The organism is Curtobacterium sp. PhB137 (genome assembly GCF_003814955.1).
Classification (GTDB): domain Bacteria; phylum Actinomycetota; class Actinomycetes; order Actinomycetales; family Microbacteriaceae; genus Curtobacterium.
Map to the genome: position 1 here is coordinate 73,272 of NZ_RKQO01000005.1, position 16,835 is coordinate 90,106.

Here is a 16,835-nt window from a genome sequence, read left to right on the forward strand (position 1 = left end):
ACCCAGCTCCGGGTGGGTCGAATCACGAAGGCACACGGGCTCAAGGGCGGCATCAAGCTCGAGCTCTACACCGATGACCCGGATCGTCGGTTCACCCCCGGTGCCACGTTCACGCTCCAGGTCCCCGACGACTCACCGTGGTCGGGCAAGACCCTCGAGCTGGACGAGCTCCGCTGGTACAACGGTCACCCCGTCGCGTTCTTCGCGGGGATCGACGACCGCACCGGCGCCGAGTCGCTCGCCCGGATCATCCTCTGGGTCGAGCAGGACGCCGACGCCGAGACCGGCGAGGACGACGCCTGGTACGACCACCAGCTGGTCGGGCTGAAGGTGCTGCGCGACGGCGTCGAGGTCGGCACCGTCGCCCGGGTCGACCACATGCCGGCGCAGGACCTGCTCGCGATCGACACCCCGTCGCGCGGCGAGGTCCTCGTGCCGTTCGTCGCGGCGATCGTGCCCGCGGTCGACATCGCGTCCGGCACCGTCACGGTCACGCCGCCACAGGGTCTGTTCGAGGACCCCGAGGACACCTCGCGGCCCGAGACGGTCACGGACTAGCTGCCGTGCGGATCGACATCGTCACGATCTTCCCGGAGTTCTTCTCCGTGCTGGACGTGTCCCTGCTCGGCAAGGCCCGCTCCGGTGGGCTGCTCGACCTGCACGTGCACGACCTGCGCTCCTGGACGACCGACCGGCACCGCACCGTCGACGACACGCCGTACGGCGGCGGCGCCGGCATGGTGATGAAGCCGGAACCGTGGGCGCAGGCGCTGGACGCCCTGCTGCGGCCGGACGGCTCGTCGACCCTCGTGGTCCCGACGCCCGCCGGCACGCCGTTCAAGCAGTCCATCGCGCGCTCGCTCGCGTCGACCTCCGACCACCTCGTGTTCGCCTGCGGGCGGTACGAGGGCATCGACGCCCGCGTCTTCGAGTGGGCGGCGTCACGCTGCTCGGTCGTCGAACTCTCGCTCGGCGACTACGTGCTGAACGGCGGCGAGGTCGCGGCGATGGCCATGATCGAGGCCGTCGGGCGACTCGTCCCCGGCGTCGTCGGCAACCCCGAGTCCCTGGTCGAGGAGTCCCACGAGGACGGCCTGCTCGAGTACCCCTCGTACACGAAGCCCGCGTCCTGGCGCGACCACGACGTGCCCGAGGTGCTGCTCAGCGGCCACCACGGCAAGGTCGCTGCGTGGCGGCACGAGCAGCAGGTGGAGCGGACGCGGCGCGTCCGGCCGGACCTGCTGCCGCCTGCCTGACGGGCGCGCGTCCGGCTGCCGGCCGGCGGCGGCCTGCCGCCTGTTTGGTCGCTTTCGCGAAAGCGACAGTCTGCCGCGGAACATCCGCGGACAACTGTCGCTGTCGCGCACATGACGGCGGCCACAGCCGAGATCTGTCGCTTTGGGGCACTGGTCGCGACCAGTGACGGACGGGAGGCGCGGGGCGGGACCGCACCGCGCCTCCCGTCCGTCAGGCGGTCGGGTCGGCGCGCTGGGCGCGACGCAGGGTCAGGACCTCGGGTCCGGCCTCGGTGACCGCCACCGTGTGCTCGACGTGCGCAGCACGTGAGCCGTCGACGCTCCGGAGCGTCCAGCCGTCGTCGTCCTGGTACAGCTCGTCGGTGCCCTGCATCAGCCACGGCTCGATCGCGACCACCAGGCCCGGCCGGAGCTTCAGACCGCGCCCGGGTCGCCCGTCGTTCGGCACGTGCGGGTCGCCGTGCATCGTGTGACCGACACCGTGCCCGCCGAACTGCAGGTTGACGCTGTAGCCCGCCTCCTTCGCCACGTGCCCGATCGCGTGCGAGACGTCGCCGAGCTTGTTGCCCGGAGCAGCCTGCGCGATGCCGGCAGCCAGGGCGCGCTCGACGGTCGAGATGAGCGTCTGGTCCTCGTCGCGGGGCGTCCCGACCTGCACCGACACGGCGGAGTCCGCCACCCAGCCGTCGACGCTCGCGGCGAAGTCGAGGCTGAGGAGGTCGCCGTCCTGCAGCACGTGGTCGAACGGCAGACCGTGCAGCGCCGCGTCGTTCACCGAGGTGCACAGGTTCTTGCCGAACGGCGACTTGCCGAACGAGGGGTGGTAGTCGACGTAGCAGCTCTCGGCGCCCCGGTCGGCGATCATCCGCGCGGCGACGCGGTCGAGCTCGAGCAGGTTCACGCCGACGTCGACCGTGGCGAGCAGTTCGTCGAGGACGTCGGCCACGAACCGACCGGCGACGCGCAGTCCGTCGAGTTCCGTGGGGGTGCGCAGTTCGATCATGGGTCCATCCTCGCTGTTTTGCCCCCGGCGTTCTGTGTGGCAGTATGGATCGCTGTGCCCTGGCTGGACTCTGCCACGGGGGAGTCGCCGACACCGGGTACGCACCACCACTTCATCAGACATCGATCCGCGGCGACCCGTGTGCGTCCGCAGAGAGTAGAACAGCCATGAGCCAGCTCCTCGACAACGTCGACGCAGCATCGCTGCGGACCGACGTCCCGGACTTCCGCGCCGGTGACACCATCAAGGTGCACGTGAACATCGTCGAAGGCACGCGCTCGCGTATCCAGGTCTTCCAGGGTGTCGTCATCGGCCGCCAGGGCCACGGCATCGGCGAGACCTTCAAGGTCCGCAAGGTGAGCTTCCAGGTCGGCGTCGAGCGCTGGTTCCCGGTGCACTCGCCGATCATCGACCACATCGAGATCGTCACCAAGGGTGACGTCCGTCGCGCGAAGCTCTACTACCTGCGCGAACTGCGCGGCAAGGCGGCCCGCCGCAAGATCAAGGAGAAGCGCGACGCCTGATCGCCTTCACAGTGAGCGCCCGCGAGCCGGACGCCGCTGCTGGCCCCTCGCCGATGTACGGTTGTGCATCGACGGGGGGCTTTCCCTTTGCGCCCGCTGAACCCGGGCGGGCACGGTGTGAACGAGAGCGGAAATGACGGACACGACTGAGGAATCCGGGCGCAGGCCCCGGCCCGAGAAGCAGCGCAACGGGATCCTCACATTCCTCCGCGACCTCGTCATCATCTTCATCGCGGCGCTGCTCGTGTCGTTCTTGGTCAAGACGTTCCTGATCCGCTCGTTCTACATCCCGTCGGCGTCGATGGAGAACACGCTGCAGATCAACGACCGCGTGATCGTCAACGAACTCGTCCCGGGTGTCGTGGCACTGAAACGCGGCGACGTCGTGGTGTTCAAGGACCCGGGTGGATGGCTCGCCGGGTCCGAGGTGCCGAGCGTCACGCCGGACACCCAGCCCGCCAAGGCGATCGACTGGGTCCTCACGCAGATCGGCCTCGGGACGGGCGACAGCGACGACCACCTCATCAAGCGTGTGATCGGTCTGCCAGGGGACAAGGTCTCCTGCTGCAACGACCTCGGGCAGATGTCGGTGAACGGCGTCCCGATCAAGGAGCCGTACCTCAAGCTGCCGGCCGGCGCCCCTGCTTCAGCGACCGACTTCTCCGTCACCGTGCCGAAGGGCACCATCTGGGTGATGGGCGACAACCGCAACGACTCCAAGGACTCCCGCTACAACGGGGACACGCCGTCGAAGGGGTTCGTGCCGTTGTCCGACGTGACCGGCCGCGCCTTCGTGATCTCCTGGCCGACGAGCCGCTGGACGTGGCTCGACGACCACCCCGAGGTGTTCGCCGGGGTGGAGGAGCGCGACCAGTGACCCCCGTCCGCCCCTCCCTCCGCGTCGAGAAGCGGCTGCTGGCCGAAGGCCGTGTCACGGTCATCGGGATGGACGAGGTCGGACGCGGTGCGATCGCCGGTCCCGTCGGCGTGGGCGTCGCGGCCGTGACGATCGACGTCGGGCGGGTCCCGCAGGGTCTGGCCGACTCGAAGCTGCTGTCCGCCACCCGCCGGACGGACCTGGTCCCCGTGGTGACCCGGTGGGCGCGCACCGCCGTCGGCATGGCGTCCGCCGAGTACGTCGACCGGCAGGGGATCGTCCCGGCGCTCGGAGCCGCAGGGGCGCAGGCGCTCGAGTCGCTGGTCGCCGGTGGCCTGTCGCTCGACGGCGCGGTCGTCGTGCTGGACGGGTCCTTCGACTGGCTGACCCGTGCCGTCCCCGCTTCGCTCCGTCCGACGACGGACCCGCTCGAGGTCGTCGTGCAGGTCAAGGCCGACCGGGACTGCGCCTCGGTCGCCGCGGCGTCGATTGTGGCGAAGGTCGCGCGGGACGCCCTGATGATCGCGGCCCACGACGAGGCACCGCACTACGCCTGGGCGTCGAACAAGGGCTACGGCTCGACCGCGCACTACGACGCCATCCGCGCGGTCGGAGCACACGCACTGCACCGCAAGTCATGGCTGCACCAGGCGTCGAGCGTGTCACTCGAGGGCTTCGACGCGCTCGTCAGCTGACGCGCTGCGGTCGCCCGCCCTGCCGTGCCTGTGGCGCGCGAGGTTCCGAAATCTCGGCATCTCGGCCCATGCCCGGTGCAGCAGCGGAACCTCAGCGGAGCGCACACGGCGTGTTGTGGAACCTCGGTGGGCTCGGATCGGGAGCGGACGCCGAGCTTGCTCGCACTTCCGTCTTCGGGTGCATCCCTCGAGCTGCTGTCGCGCACTGGTGCGGCTGCCGCCGTAGACTGTGGGCGCAATGGATGAGGACGAATTCGACGACTACGACCGCGAGGTCGAGCTGGCCCTGTACCGCGAGTACCGCGACGTCGTGTCGCAGTTCCGCTACGTGGTCGAGACCGAGCGGCGTTTCTACCTGGCGAACGAGGTCGAACTCGTGCGCCGGGACACCGAACACGATTTCTACTTCGAACTGACGATGAACGACGTCTGGGTGTGGGACGTCTACCGTTCCGACCGGTTCGTCAAGGGCGTCCGCGTCCTCACGTTCAAGGACGTGAATGTCGAAGAACTGACATCGCGAGAACTCGAACTGCCGAAGGAACTCGCACTCGACGAGTGATCGTCAATTCCGGTGCATTCGGTGAATCGCCGGTGATCGGTGACGTGCCGGAATTCCACGCGCTATTCTGGTCGGGATTTCCCGTCCAATGAACAGGAGCCGCGCATGGCACAGAAGGTCACCGTCCAGCTCGTCGACGACCTCGACGATTCCCCCATCACCACCGGTGAAGGTCGCACGGTCGAATTCGGTTTCGACGGCTCGTCGTACGAGATCGACCTGACGAACGACAACGTCGACAAGTTCCGCGAAGCGATCTCCGACTACATCGCCGCAGCGCGCAAGGTCTCCGGTCGTCGCACCGGCAGCACGGCGCCGAAGTCGGCCCCGAAGCGTGGCAACTCCGAAGAGCTCGGCAAGATCCGCGAGTGGGCGAAGGAGAACGGCTACGAGGTCTCGACCCGTGGTCGTATCTCGACCCAGGTGCAGGAAGCGTACGCAGCCGCACACTGAGCCGCTGTCGACGAAGGACCCGGATGATCGCGATCACCCGGGTCCTTCGTCATTCCTCCCCAAGGGCGATCGTCGTCGTCTGATTCCACAGAGTCTTCGTCGGTGCACATCCTCGCTGCCGTTCCCGCGATCGTTGCCGTGGAGGCAATGACATGGAACAGAAGCTGCACGATCGCCCTGGACGAACACTCCGGAACGGCCGCCTGGGGCGGTTCGGCGAGGACCAGGCCGTGGCGTGGTTGCACGAACGGGGTTTCCGGGTCCTCGAGCGGAATTGGCGGTGCGCCCGGGGCGAGATCGACATCGTCGCGTGGGATTCCTGCACACTCGCGTTCATCGAGGTGAAGACGCGATCCGGTACGACGACGGGGCATCCGTTCGAGGCGATCACGGCGACGAAGCTCACGCGGATGCGACGACTCGTGGCCGAGTGGTTCGACGCCCATCCGGAGGTGTCGGCACGCGCTATCCGCATCGACGTGGTCGCGGTCCACGTCGACGGCCCGCGGACGGCCGTGCAACACGTGGCGGGTGTGCTGTGACGGGCATCGGCCGTGCTGCGGCCGTCGCCCTGCTCGGCGTGACCGGGCGCCGGATCGAGGTCGAGGCCCACCTGACCAGCCAGCTGCCCGCCTTCAGCATCATCGGACTGCCGGACACTTCGCTCGGCGAGGCGCGCGAGCGAGTCCGTGCCGCCGCTGCGAACGCCGGGTGTCCGTTGCCGGCTCGTCGGATCACGGTGAACCTCACGCCCGCGGCGATCCCGAAACGGGGTTCCGGGTTCGACCTGGCGATCGCGATGGCCGTGCTCGCCGGCGCCGGACTCGCACCCGACGTCAGTGAGCGGATCGTCTACATCGGGGAGCTCGGTCTGGACGGTCGGGTCCGACCGGTCGCCGGAGTCATCCCGATGTTGCTCGCCGCCCGCGACGCCGGGGCCGACCGAGTCGTGCTGCCGATCGGCAACCTGCCCGAGGCCCGCGTGGTCGACGGCGTGCGCACCACCGGGGTCGACTCACTCCGTGCGGCTGCGATCGACGCCGGCGCGCTGCTGCCGCCGGTCGAGGTCGACGCGGTGCTGCCGGTGCCGGTGCCCTCGGTCCAACGCCCGGTGGCCGAACTGGCGGATGTCGTCGGGAACCCGATCGGGGTGCGCGCCGTCGTCGCCGCGGCGGCCGGTGGGCACCATGTGCTCCTGCTCGGTCCACCCGGTGCCGGCAAGACGATGCTCGCGGAGCGCCTGCCCGGGCTCCTGCCCGACCTCGACGACGCGACCGCGCTCGAGGTCGCCGCCGTCCGGTCCGTCGCCGGACTCGGGCCGGCGTCGTGGAGCACGAAGCCCCCGTGGGAGGCCCCGCACCACTCCGCGTCGGCGATCTCCCTGATCGGCGGCGGCTCCGGTGTGCTGCGACCCGGAGCAGTGTCGCGGGCGACCGGCGGCATCCTGTTCCTCGACGAAGCACCGGAGTTCCCCCGTGCGGTGCTCGACGCGCTCCGCCAGCCGCTCGAGTCCGGTCGGATCACCATCCACCGGGCTGCGGGCGCCGCCGAGTTCCCCGCGCGGTGCCAGGTCGTGCTCGCTGCCAATCCCTGCCCGTGTGGCAACGCCGGCGGAGCGCACGGCCAACCGTGTGAGTGTCCGCCGAGTGCGGTCCGGCGCTACCTCGGGCGGATGTCCGGACCGCTGCTCGACCGGATGGACATCCGGGTGCTCGTGCCCCGGGTGACGACCGGGAAGATGCGTGGTACCGACGGGAGCACGCCGACGACGGCCGAGGCCCGCGCCGGCGTCGCTGCGGCCCGCGCTCGGATGGCCGAACGCCTCCGGGACACCGGGTGGACGAAGAACGCCGAGGTCACCGGAGCCTGGCTGCGGGCGGACGGTCGGATCGAACCCGGTTCGACCACCGAGCTCGACCGGGCGCTCGACCTCGGCACCTTGACCATGCGGGGATGGGACCGGGTGATGCGGCTCGCGTGGACCCTCGCCGACCTCGAAGCGGTCGACCGTCCGAGCAGAGCACACGTCCGGGGTGCTCTAGCCCTGCGGAGCGCGCTGTGAGCGGCGTGGGGCCCGGCCACGGCAGCGAACTGCTCGCCGCGATCCGGCGGGTCCTCGGGACTGACGGGGCGTCGGACCCGGTCCAGACCGCCGCTCGGGTCGCGTGGTCCGTGATCGTGGAGCCCGGGGACTCCGTCGCCGGTGAGCTCATGGCGGCCCTCGGGTCGGAGCGCGCCCTCGGCTCGGTCCTGCTGGCAGCCGACGGTGCGTTCGAGGATCTGCTCGACGGGTGTGTGGAGGCCGGCGTACCCGGTGCGGAGGATCCCGATGCGTTCGCCGGTGTCCTGCACACGGCCATCGACCGGTGGCGACCGCGCTTGGTCCGGTCCGACGTGGCCGACGTCGTCGCCTCGGCCGAAGCCGTCGGGGCACGACTGCTCGTGCCCGGGTCCGCTGGGTGGCCGACGGCGATCGACGACCTCGGCCCCCACGCCCCACTCGTGCTCTGGACTCGCAGCGCCATGGCGGGTGTCGGCGACGGGGCACCCGCCCTGGCCGTGGTCGGGTCGCGGGCGAACACCATCGCCGGGGCCGAAGCAGCCGCCGAGATCACCTCGTCCGCCGCGGACGCCGGCTGCACGATCGTCAGCGGCGGCGCCTACGGGATCGACGCGGTCGCACACCGGGTGGCGATCGCCGCAGGGGCCCCGACGATCGCGGTCCTGGCCGGGGGGATCGACCAGCTCTACCCCGCCGGCAACGTCCAGCTGCTCCACAACGTCGCTCGGCAGGGCACCCTGGTGGCGGAGTCGGCGCCGGGGACCCGCCCGACCCGATGGCGCTTCCTGGCCCGGAACCGGTTGATCGCCGCCCTCGCCGATGCTGCGGTCGTCGTGGAGGCCGGTGCGCGGTCCGGTGCGCTCAACACCGCGCACCACGCCGGGCAGCTCGGTCGCCCGGTGTTCGCCGTCCCGGGAGCGTTCGCGTCCTCGGCGTCGGTCGGGTGCCACCGGCTCGTGGCGCAGGGCCGGGCGCAGCTCGTCGTGCACCCGGGGGACCCGGTCGCCGCGATGCGTCCCGTGGCCGCATCCGGTGCGACCGCGGCGGCGGACGAACCCCTCGTGTCGGTCCAGCGCGATCCCGAGGTCGTCCGGGTCCTCGACGCGCTCGGCCGTCGTGCCCTGCCAGAGGCCGAGATCGCTCGACGGTCCGGGCTGTCCGGAGCGGCGGTGGCGGACGCCCTCGCGCTCGCGCAGTTGCAGGGGCTCGTGGCGCACAGCAGCGGCGGGTGGGGCCGCGCTTGACGTCGGCCAGCCGTACGCTGACGACGTGGCGGACCGAGCAGAGCAGAAGGAAGAGCGACTCGTGGCAGCGGTCGACTCGTTCCTCGGGCACGCTCGACACGCCAGGGGACTCAGCGAGCAGACGCTCCGCGCGTACGCGAACGACCTCGACCAGTTCGTCGAGTTCGCCGCGCGACGCGGCGTCGTCGGCATCGACGGGGTCGACCTCGAACTCCTCCGTGACTGGTTGTGGGAAGCCGACCAGCGGGGGCTCGCACGGTCGACGATCGCCCGCCGGTCGTCGTCGGTGCGGGCCTTCACCCGGTGGGCGAGCGAGACCGGGGTGACCGCGACGGACGCCGGCGTGCGGCTCCGTGCACCGAAGGGCGGCTCACACCTGCCGCGGGTGGTGTCGGCCGACCAGGTCCGCGGGCTGCTCGACGGCCTCGCGGCCCGTGCAGCGACCGACGATCCCGGTGCGCTGCGGGACCTCGCGCTCGTGGAGCTGCTGTACGCCGCGGCCATCCGGGTGAGCGAGCTCGTCGGCATCGACGTCGCCGACGTCGATCGCGGGCGGCTCACGGTCCGCGTGCTCGGGAAGGGCGGGAAGGAGCGGGTCGTGCCGTTCGGCGTCCCGGCCCGTGACGCACTCGAGGCGTGGACGTCGCGGGGGCGTCCGACCTTCGCGGCACGGGCCGACGCGCCGAGCACGGCACTGTTCCTCGGTGACCAGGGTGGCCGGCTCGGGGTGCGAAGTGCGTACCGCGTGGTGGCTCGCCTGCTCGGGGACCTTCCCGGCGAAGGGCCGAGCGGACCGCACACCTTCCGGCACACCGCGGCGACGCACCTGCTCGACGGGGGAGCGGACCTGCGGGCGGTCCAGGAACTGCTCGGGCACGCGAGCCTCGGGACGACGCAGATCTACACGCACGTGTCCTCAGCACGGCTGCGCGAGGTCTACCGGACGGCCCACCCGCGCGCCTGACGGCGCGACCGCCGGACCGGCGCCGTGCCCCGCGAGCGACCGTCGGACCGGCGCCGAGCGACCGCCGGACCGGCGCCGCGCACTCGTGCGGCTGCGCGGCGTCGGAACGTTGGAACGGCGCGACCGTGCGACCGTGTGACGTCGCACGTGGAAGTCGCCCGTCGCCCGTAGCCCACCGCTCGTCGCCGTCGCTCACCCCGGCCAGGCGGACTCCGGCAACAGCACGGGCCACTCGGCCACGGGAAGGTACGACGTCGGGTCCACGTAGCGGCCGTCGACCCGCGCGCCGAGGTGCAGACACGGTGCCGAGGCCGGGCAGTGCCCCACGGACACCCGGCCGACCGGATCACCCTGTCGGACGTCGTCCCCGGCAGCGACGAGCGGCTGCACCGAGTCGAGGGTGCTGACGAGCCCGCCGCCGTGGTCGATCGTCACGACGCTCCTGCCGCCAACGGGTCCGGCGAACGCCACCGTGCCGTCGTCGACCGCCGCCGCAGTCGTGCCGAGCGGTGCCGGGACGTCGAGCCCGCGGTGACCGGCGGCGTAGTCGTCGGACGGTGGCTCCCACCCGCGCTCGACCACCCGCGTTCCGGTCGGCCAGATCCACGGTTCGGCAGCACGAGTCGCCGCCGTGCCATACCGGTGGTCGCGCAGGTCCTCCGGCGCGGGCACGGGTCCGGGCAACGACGCGGTGGCCGTCCAGAACGCCCCGAGCATCCCGATCACCACCACCATCGCGGCGACCGGAGGGAGCCGAGTGCCGGAGCCGGGGAACAGGAGCATGCCGTCACTCTGTCCGCCACGGACCGGCCACACGACCGAGGTGAGGCGGTCCGTGGAGGGTGGGGCGGGCCTCCCGGCCTGTGGAGGGACGACGCGACCGCAACGAACGACGTCCTCGATGTCGCACGACATCGACGGTGTCGTTCCGAGTCGAGGCGACACCCTCCCCGACCCGACCCGACCCGACCGCCCCGCCCCGCGCACCGAGCGCACCCGGTTATGACCACATCCACCACGAGGAGTACAGTCGGGGCCGCTCCGGACCACGCAACGCCGCACGGACGGCGAACGAGCCGACCGCCGGGGCACCGTGCCCACAGCAGCACGGCCGGCAGAACCCAGGAGCATCGTGTCCAACACAGCCACCGGGCACGGCGAGGACCGTGCGTTCAAGGGGAAGGTCACCGCGTTCGCCATCGCAGCAGCGGTGGGCGGTTTCCTCTTCGGCTTCGACTCGTCGGTCATCAACGGCGCCGTCGAGGCCATCAAGGGCGAGTTCGGCCTGTCCGAGGCGGCGAGCGGCTTCGCCGTCGCGTCCGCGCTCATCGGCTGTGCGTTCGGCGCCTACTTCGCCGGTCGACTCGCTGACCGCTGGGGCCGCACCCGGGTGATGTTCTGGGCCGCGGTGCTGTTCCTGGTGAGCTCGATCGGCTCCGGCTTCGCGTTCGCCACGTGGGACTTCGTCCTGTGGCGTCTCGTCGGCGGCCTCGGCATCGGTACGGCCTCGGTGATCGCGCCGGCGTACATCTCCGAGGTGTCGCCGAAGGCGATCCGCGGGCGCCTGGCCTCGTTCCAGCAGCTCGCGATCACGCTCGGTATCTTCGCCGCGCTGCTCTCCGACCAGTTCTTCGCCGTCACGGCAGGCAGCGCGTCCGCCGAGGTCTTCGGCCTGCCGGCCTGGCGTTGGATGTTCCTGGTCGGCGTGATCCCGTCGGTGGTCTACGGCATCCTCGCGATCACGCTGCCGGAGTCGCCGCGGTACCTGCTCGCCAAGGGGCGGACGGAAGACGCCCGCGCGGTCATGACGAAGATCGTCCCGCGCGACACGGTGAACACGAGCCTGGAGGAGATCCAGGACGGCATCAAGAAGGAAGCCAACGAGAAGAAGGGCTCCATCCGGGGCAACCGCTTCGGCCTGCAGCCCATCGTCTGGGTCGGCATCATCCTGGCCGTCCTGCAGCAGTTCGTCGGCATCAACGTGATCTTCTACTACTCGACGACGCTCTGGCAGGCCGTCGGGTTCAAGGAGAGCGACTCGTTCCTCATCTCGACGATCACGTCGGTGGTCAACGTCGCGGTCACGTTCATCGCGATCTTCCTGGTCGACAAGGTCGGTCGGAAGCCGCTGCTCGTCACCGGTTCCGCCGGCATGTTCGTGTCGCTGGCGATGGTCGCGATCGCGTTCTCGCAGTCGACGATCGTGGACGGCAACCCGAGCCTCCCCGGCGCGTGGGGCGTCATCGCCCTCATCTTCGCGAACCTGTTCGTCGTGTCGTTCGGTGCGACGTGGGGTCCGCTCATGTGGGTGCTGCTCGGCGAGATGTTCCCGAACCGCATCCGCGCCACAGCGCTCGGCATCGGCTCGGCCGCCAACTGGGTGGCGAACTTCATCGTCACGATCACCTTCCCGGTGCTGTCCGGCTTCAACCTGACGGTCACGTACGGCATCTACGCGCTGTTCGCGCTGATCTCGTTCTTCTTCGTCATCGCGAAGATCCCGGAGACCAAGGGTCGCTCGCTCGAGGAGATGGGCATCTCCGCCGAGGGCGACACGGTGAACGCGAAGGCGTGATCAGACGCGTCTGAGACACCCAGAACACCGGACAGGAGGCCCGGATCACGTCAGCCGGTCGGCGCGCGTGATCCGGGCCTCCTGTCTGCTAGCATTTCTCCAGCAGTGCGCTGATGCGCGCTGACTTCGCGTGTCCACAGGGTCGTCAACGGTTCGCCGTCTCCGACCCGGCACCCGACCACCGGTCCCGCTCTCACGAGCGGGCGGTCGCGTGCCAGGACACCAGGGATCACGACCTCCGGTCGTGCTCGACACAACCGCAACAGGGGCACAGCACAGCTGCGCTCCGAGAACACAGAAGGAGGACGGCACATGGCCGTCGTCACCATCCGCCAGCTGCTCGACAGCGGCGTCCACTTCGGACACCAGACCCGTCGGTGGAACCCGAAGGTGAAGCGCTTCATCCTCGCCGAGCGCTCGGGCATCCACATCATCGACCTGCAGCAGTCGCTGGCCTTCATCGACCGCGCGTACGACTTCGTCAAGGAGACGGTCGCGCACGGTGGCACGATCCTCTTCGTGGGCACCAAGAAGCAGGCGCAGGGCTCCATCGCCGAGCAGGCGACCCGCGTCGGCCAGCCGTACGTCAACCAGCGTTGGCTCGGCGGTCTGCTCACGAACTTCCAGACGGTCTCCAAGCGCCTCGCGCGCATGAAGGAGCTCGAGGAGATCGACTTCGACGACACGACGAAGGGCTTCACCAAGAAGGAGCTCCTCATCAAGAAGCGCGAGCTGGACAAGCTCCACAAGACCCTCGGTGGTATCCGCAACCTCACGCGGACCCCGAGCGCGCTCTGGATCGTCGACACCAAGAAGGAGCACCTCGCCGTCGACGAGGCGCAGAAGCTCGGTATCCCGATCATCGGCATCCTCGACACCAACTGCGACCCCGACGAGATCACGTACCCGATCCCGGGCAACGACGACGCGATCCGCTCCGTCGGTCTCCTCACCCGCATCGTCGCCGACGCCGCGGCCGAGGGCCTGAAGACCCGCCACAACGGTGGCGACGACGAAGAGGCCGCAGAGCCCCTCGCCGAGTGGGAGCAGGAGCTCCTCGGTGGCGACGCCGCGACGCCGTCCGCCGACGCCGCTCCCGAGGGTGCGACCGTCGAGGAGAACAACGCTGACGCGCAGGTCGCCGCGAAGGAGATCGGCGAGCCGATCGCCGACGACGCGAAGAACGCGGAGCCGACGGCCGAGGCCGAGGCAGCCGCGGAGACCACCCCCGCCGAGTGACCTGTCGCAGGCGCCGGACCCGATCGGGTCCGGCGCCTGCGTCACCACTCTCCACACACGTACCGTCCAGAAAGGACAGTCAATGGCAAACTTCACCGCTGCTGACGTGAAGAAGCTCCGCGAGGACCTCGGCGCCGGCATGATGGACGCGAAGAACGCGCTCGTCGAGGCCGACGGCGACTACGACAAGGCCGTCGAGCTGCTCCGCATCAAGGGTGCGAAGGCCGTCGCCAAGCGCGACGACCGTGCCACCTCCGAGGGCGTCGTCGTCGCGAGCTCCGAGAACGGCGCCGCCACGGTCGTCGAGCTCGCGAGCGAGACCGACTTCGTCGCGAAGAACGAGAAGTTCACGACGCTGGCCGACAAGGTGCTCGGGGCCGTCGCGGCCGCCGGTGCAGCTGACGTCGCCGCCGCGAACGCCGCCCCCGTCGACGGCAAGACCGTCCTCGAGGTCGTCAACGAGTCGGCCGCCGCACTGGGCGAGAAGCTCGAGGTCCGCACGGTCCGCCGTGTCGAGGGCTCGGCCTTCGAGATCTACCTGCACAAGACCAGCCAGGACCTGCCGCCGCAGATCGCCGTCGTCATCGCGTACGAGGGTGACAACGCTGCCGAGGCCCGCTCGATCGCCCAGCACGTCGCGTTCGCGAACCCGACGTACCTGACCCGCGACGAGGTCCCGGCCGACGAGATCGCCAAGGAGCGTGCGACCGTCGAGGCGATCACGCGCGAGGAGGGCAAGCCCGAGGCTGCGCTCCCGAAGATCGTCGAGGGTCGGGTGAACGCCTACATCAAGCAGGTGTCGCTCCTCGACCAGGACTACGCGAAGGACAACAAGATCTCCGTCGCGAAGGCCGCCGAGAACGCCGGCATCACGATCCAGGGCTTCGCCCGCGTCAAGGTCGGCGCGTAACGAACCCGTGACGGGGTCAGGAACCAACCAGGTTCCTGGCCCCGTTTTTCGCGCCTCCGGGCGCGACACACACGCGACACATCCGCGAGTACATTTCCACGAGACCACGACGAAGGGTGCGATCAGATGACCGACGAGAAGACCGGACGACGCCGCGTACTGCTGAAGCTGTCGGGAGAGGCCTTCGGGGCCGGATCGCTCGGCGTGAACCCCGACGTGATCGGGGCCATCGCCAAGGAGATCGCCGTCGCCGCGCGCGAGGTCGAGATCGCGATCGTCGTCGGCGGGGGCAACTTCTTCCGCGGCGCCGAGCTCTCGCAGCGCGGGATGGACCGCGGCCGTGCCGACTACATGGGCATGCTCGGCACCGTGATGAACGCGCTGGCGCTGCAGGACTTCCTCGAGCAGGCCGGGGCCGCGACACGCGTGCAGTCGGCCATCGCGATGACCCAGGTCGCCGAGCCGTACATCCCGCGGCGCGCCGAGCGGCACCTCGAGAAGGGCCGCGTCGTCATCTTCGGCGCCGGCGCCGGTCTGCCGTACTTCTCGACCGACACGGTGGCCGCGCAGCGAGCACTCGAGATCAAGGCCGACGAGGTCCTCGTCGCCAAGAACGGTGTCGACGGCGTGTACACGGCGGACCCGAAGAAGGACGCCACGGCCGAGAAGCTGCACCACGTGACCTACCAGGACGCGCTCCTGAAGGGCCTGAAGGTCGTCGACGCCACCGCGTTCTCGCTCTGCATGGACAACGGCATGCCGATGCACGTCTTCGGCATGGAGGGCGACGGCAACGTCCAGGCCGCCATCCGTGGCGAGCGCATCGGCACGGTGGTCAGCAACTGACCCGCACCGCTGACTAGACTCGACGCCAGTACCGAAGGAGTAACACCGTGATCAGTGATGTCCTGACCGAAGCCACCGAGAAGATGGCGAAGGCTGTCGAGGTCGCCAAGGACGACTTCTCGACCGTCCGCACCGGCCGCATCAACGCGGCGCTCTTCCAGAAGATCCCGGTCGAGTACTACGGCACGCCGACGCCGCTCGCGCAGCTCGCGTCGCTGCAGACGCCCGAGGCCCGCACGCTCATCGTGACGCCGTACGACAAGACGGCGCTCAAGGAGATCGAGCGCGCCATCGCGACGTTCCCGAACCTCGGCGCCAGCCCGACGAACGACGGCGACATCGTCCGCGTGACGATCCCGGAGCTCACCAAGGACCGCCGCAAGGAGTTCGTCAAGCTGGTGCGGACGAAGGGCGAGGACCACAAGGTCGTCATCCGGAACATCCGCCGCAAGGCCAAGGACGACCTCGACGCACTCAAGGGTGAGATCTCGGACGACGAGATCTCGCGCGGTGACAAGGACCTCGAGGCCCTGACGAAGAAGCACGTCGACCAGATCGACGAGTCGCTGAAGAAGAAGGAAGCCGAACTCCTCGAGGTCTGATGCGCCGCCCGGACCAGGGCGGTGAACGCCCCACAGCAGAGCACGGACCCGACCACACCGGGCCCGTGAAGAAGGGGCTCCGCCAGGACTTCGATGCGCGTGCCCGAGCGGCCCGCACCGACTTCGAGGCGCAGCTCCGGCAGCGCAAGGCCGACTTCGGTGCGCGCAACGAGGCCCTGACGGCGCGCACCGGGCGCAACCTGCCGGCGGCGATCGGCATCGCGCTCGCGTTCGCCGTGGTCATGCTCGGCACGCTCCTCATCTGGCCGCCGTCGTTCATGGTCGTGGCGGCGTTCCTGCTCGGCGTGGGCGTCTACGAGCTCACGAGCGCCATGCGCTTCGCCGGCCGGGACGTCCCGCGGATCCCGAGCGTCGCCGTCGCGATCGCGATCGTGCCGGCGGCGTTCCTGCTCGGGCAGGTCGCGGCACTCTTCACGCTGCTCGGTGGCATCGTCCTGATCAGCCTCTGGCGTCTGGTCGAGGTCGCGCTCTCGCGGCAGAAGCCGTCGGCCGGCGACGTGTTCCGCGACGTCACGAACGGCCTGTTCGTGCAGGCGTACATCTCGCTGCTCGGCGCCTGTGTCGTCCTGCTCTCCGCGCAGTCGCAGGGCAACCTGTGGGTGATCGGCTTCATCCTGGTCGTCGTCGCTGTCGACACCGGTGCCTACGCCACCGGGTTGAACCTCGGCAAGCACCCGATGGCGCCGCGGATCAGCCCGAAGAAGACGTGGGAGGGCTTCGCCGGATCGGTCGCAGCGAGCATCATCGTCGGCATCCTGGTCGCCTGGCTCATGCTCGGCCTGCCGTGGTGGACCGGCGTCGTGCTCGGCGTGCTGATCTCCGGGTCCGCGACCCTGGGTGACCTCACCGAGTCGATGATCAAGCGCGACCTCGGCATCAAGGACATCTCGTCCTTCCTGCCCGGGCACGGCGGACTGCTCGACCGCATCGACAGCATCCTGCCGTCGGCTGCCGTCGCCTACGTGCTGTACCTGATCGTCAACCACTGACCGACCTCGATCG

The 16,835-nt window shown here is 69.9% G+C and carries 19 protein-coding genes; 17 read left to right on the top strand and 2 right to left on the bottom strand.

Annotated features, from left to right (window positions below; genetic code table 11):
- The first annotated feature begins 12 nt into the window (after positions 1-12).
- Positions 13-558 (top strand): ribosome maturation factor RimM, encoded by a 546-nt coding sequence (rimM, locus tag EDF28_RS07005; RefSeq protein ID WP_123294799.1) that lies wholly within the window; start codon positions 13-15, stop codon positions 556-558.
- A gap of 5 nt (positions 559-563) precedes the next feature.
- Positions 564-1,256, top strand: a complete 693-nt coding sequence (gene trmD, locus EDF28_RS07010; protein WP_123937689.1) for a tRNA (guanosine(37)-N1)-methyltransferase TrmD — start codon at positions 564-566, stop codon at positions 1,254-1,256.
- A 211-nt stretch (positions 1,257-1,467) separates the two neighbouring features.
- Here the strand turns inward: trmD and map are convergent, their stop codons facing one another.
- Entirely contained in the window at positions 1,468-2,259 is a 792-nt protein-coding gene (map, locus tag EDF28_RS07015) for a type I methionyl aminopeptidase (protein ID WP_123937690.1), read from the bottom strand.
- Between the two features lie 167 nt (positions 2,260-2,426).
- On the opposite strand from map, the gene rplS reads away from it, so the two are divergent.
- The 9 genes from rplS (at position 2,427) to EDF28_RS07060 (ending at position 9,640) form a co-directional block, all read left to right on the top strand.
- Positions 2,427-2,783 (top strand): 50S ribosomal protein L19, encoded by a 357-nt coding sequence (gene rplS / locus EDF28_RS07020; protein WP_123339832.1) that lies wholly within the window; start codon positions 2,427-2,429, stop codon positions 2,781-2,783.
- Positions 2,784-2,916: 133 nt separating this feature from the next.
- Positions 2,917-3,660 (top strand): signal peptidase I, encoded by a 744-nt coding sequence (lepB, locus tag EDF28_RS07025; RefSeq protein WP_111086070.1) that lies wholly within the window; start codon positions 2,917-2,919, stop codon positions 3,658-3,660.
- On the top strand, positions 3,657-4,355 hold the full coding sequence (locus EDF28_RS07030) for a ribonuclease HII (protein ID WP_123937691.1): 699 nt from the start codon (positions 3,657-3,659) through the stop codon (positions 4,353-4,355). Before lepB ends, EDF28_RS07030 begins: the two co-directional genes overlap by 4 nt.
- Positions 4,356-4,593: 238 nt before the next feature.
- A complete protein-coding gene (locus tag EDF28_RS07035) occupies positions 4,594-4,917 on the top strand; it encodes a DUF2469 family protein (protein WP_111086072.1) in 324 nt (107 codons plus the stop codon).
- Between the two features lie 105 nt (positions 4,918-5,022).
- Entirely contained in the window at positions 5,023-5,370 is a 348-nt protein-coding gene (locus EDF28_RS07040) for an Lsr2 family protein (RefSeq protein WP_111086073.1), read from the top strand.
- Positions 5,371-5,522: 152 nt separating this feature from the next.
- Positions 5,523-5,912, top strand: a complete 390-nt coding sequence (locus tag EDF28_RS07045; RefSeq protein WP_123294793.1) for a YraN family protein — start codon at positions 5,523-5,525, stop codon at positions 5,910-5,912.
- Positions 5,909-7,432 (top strand): YifB family Mg chelatase-like AAA ATPase, encoded by a 1,524-nt coding sequence (locus EDF28_RS07050; protein WP_123937692.1) that lies wholly within the window; start codon positions 5,909-5,911, stop codon positions 7,430-7,432. The genes EDF28_RS07045 and EDF28_RS07050 overlap by 4 nt, the downstream gene beginning before the upstream one ends.
- On the top strand, positions 7,429-8,676 hold the full coding sequence (gene dprA, locus EDF28_RS07055) for a DNA-processing protein DprA (protein ID WP_185094171.1): 1,248 nt from the start codon (positions 7,429-7,431) through the stop codon (positions 8,674-8,676). Before EDF28_RS07050 ends, dprA begins: the two co-directional genes overlap by 4 nt.
- Before the next feature lie 25 nt (positions 8,677-8,701).
- Entirely contained in the window at positions 8,702-9,640 is a 939-nt protein-coding gene (locus EDF28_RS07060) for a tyrosine recombinase XerC (protein WP_123937694.1), read from the top strand.
- 192 nt (positions 9,641-9,832) lie between these two features.
- Here the strand turns inward: EDF28_RS07060 and EDF28_RS19195 are convergent, their stop codons facing one another.
- On the bottom strand, positions 9,833-10,423 hold the full coding sequence (locus EDF28_RS19195) for a murein hydrolase activator EnvC (protein ID WP_185094172.1): 591 nt from the start codon (positions 10,421-10,423) through the stop codon (positions 9,833-9,835).
- A gap of 349 nt (positions 10,424-10,772) precedes the next feature.
- Here EDF28_RS19195 and EDF28_RS07070 point away from each other — a divergent pair, with 349 nt between their 5' ends.
- The 6 genes from EDF28_RS07070 to EDF28_RS07095 all read left to right on the top strand — a co-directional run bounded on the left by EDF28_RS07070 (position 10,773) and on the right by EDF28_RS07095 (position 16,822).
- Positions 10,773-12,215 (top strand): sugar porter family MFS transporter, encoded by a 1,443-nt coding sequence (locus EDF28_RS07070; RefSeq protein ID WP_235035896.1) that lies wholly within the window; start codon positions 10,773-10,775, stop codon positions 12,213-12,215.
- A 312-nt stretch (positions 12,216-12,527) separates the two neighbouring features.
- Positions 12,528-13,454 (top strand): 30S ribosomal protein S2, encoded by a 927-nt coding sequence (rpsB, locus tag EDF28_RS07075; protein ID WP_111086086.1) that lies wholly within the window; start codon positions 12,528-12,530, stop codon positions 13,452-13,454.
- Between the two features lie 82 nt (positions 13,455-13,536).
- Positions 13,537-14,364, top strand: a complete 828-nt coding sequence (tsf, locus tag EDF28_RS07080) for a translation elongation factor Ts (RefSeq protein ID WP_111086087.1) — start codon at positions 13,537-13,539, stop codon at positions 14,362-14,364.
- Positions 14,365-14,490: 126 nt separating this feature from the next.
- Positions 14,491-15,210, top strand: a complete 720-nt coding sequence (gene pyrH, locus EDF28_RS07085; RefSeq protein ID WP_111086088.1) for a UMP kinase — start codon at positions 14,491-14,493, stop codon at positions 15,208-15,210.
- Between the two features lie 47 nt (positions 15,211-15,257).
- Positions 15,258-15,812, top strand: a complete 555-nt coding sequence (frr, locus tag EDF28_RS07090) for a ribosome recycling factor (protein WP_111086089.1) — start codon at positions 15,258-15,260, stop codon at positions 15,810-15,812.
- A 65-nt stretch (positions 15,813-15,877) separates the two neighbouring features.
- Positions 15,878-16,822 carry a phosphatidate cytidylyltransferase gene (locus EDF28_RS07095; protein ID WP_123294841.1) on the top strand — a complete coding sequence of 315 codons (945 nt, stop codon included), beginning with the start codon at positions 15,878-15,880 and terminating at the stop codon, positions 16,820-16,822.
- The last annotated feature ends 13 nt before the right edge of the window (positions 16,823-16,835 follow it).